2 protein-coding genes are annotated in these 1,001 nt (G+C 71.6%); both read left to right on the forward strand.

Annotation, left to right across the window (positions count from 1 at the left end; genetic code table 11):
* A partial coding sequence (locus ACNA7R_RS20460) for a hypothetical protein (protein ID WP_416285375.1) occupies positions 1-575 on the forward strand: 575 nt, incomplete at its 5' end.
* A partial coding sequence (locus tag ACNA7R_RS20465; protein WP_416285376.1) for an FkbM family methyltransferase occupies positions 572-1,001 on the forward strand: 430 nt, incomplete at its 3' end. The genes ACNA7R_RS20460 and ACNA7R_RS20465, both read left to right, overlap by 4 nt.

Genomic DNA, 1,001 nt, shown 5'->3' on the forward strand with positions numbered 1-1,001 from the left:
GCCCCGCGACCGCGGTCGGCGCCGACGGGTCCGGCCTGCTCGCTGCGAGCCCGGACGGACGGATCGCCCGCCGCGAGGACGGCACGTGGGAGACGCTCGCCGAGGCGTTCGACCCGACGGTTCGGGCGATCGACGGCGACCTCCTCGCGACCGATCGGGGCGTCTACCGGGTCCACGACGGCGGCCTCGATCACGCCGGCCTCACCGACGTCCGCGACGTCTCGGCCGCCGGCGTTCCGCTCGCCGCCACCGCTGACGGCCTCTACAAGCTCGGTAACGGCTGGATGGAGATTTTCGAGGGGTCGTTCGAGGTCGTCGCCGCGGACCCCCGATCCGAGCCGGGGAGTCTCGTCCGTGCACACGCGGTCTCGGAGGCGGGCGTCTACGAGTACGGCGAGGACGGCGACGAGTGGCGGGAACTCGACGCCCCCGGGTCGATCGTCGACGTCGGTTACGCCGACGCCGTCTACGCCGTCACCGACGACGGACGGTTCCTCGCGGCGACCGACGACGAGTGGCGCTCCCAGGTCCTCGGGATCGACGGTGTCGCGGGCCTGGCCGTCGTTTCCGCGTGAGCGCCGCCCTCGAGCGCCTCGAGCGATCCGACCTCGGGACGCGAGCGTTCCGAGCGCTCCGCGGACTCGGCTACGGCGCCTACTACCGACTGGCGGCGCTCAACTACGACCGGGAGCTGTTTTCGCGTCGAAACCGGACGCCAGCGGGAACGTTCCGGTGTTTCGAACCGCTCAACCGCCACGGCGACGACCGGATGCTCGCGGAGCTCGAGGCCTGCTGTGGACCCTCGTCGGTCGTCTACGACGTCGGCGCGAACGTCGGTATCTACGCGCTCGCGCTGGCGATCGGCGAGCCGAACCGTCGAGTCGTCGCGTTCGAACCCGCGCCGCGAACCGCAGACCGACTGCGAGCAAACGTTCGACTGAACGGGCTCGAGGATCGGATCGACGTGCGCGCCTGCGGGATCGGCGACGAACGCGGCGACC

The organism is Natronococcus sp. (assembly GCF_047921035.1).
Taxonomy (GTDB): Archaea; Halobacteriota; Halobacteria; order Halobacteriales; family Natrialbaceae; genus Natronococcus.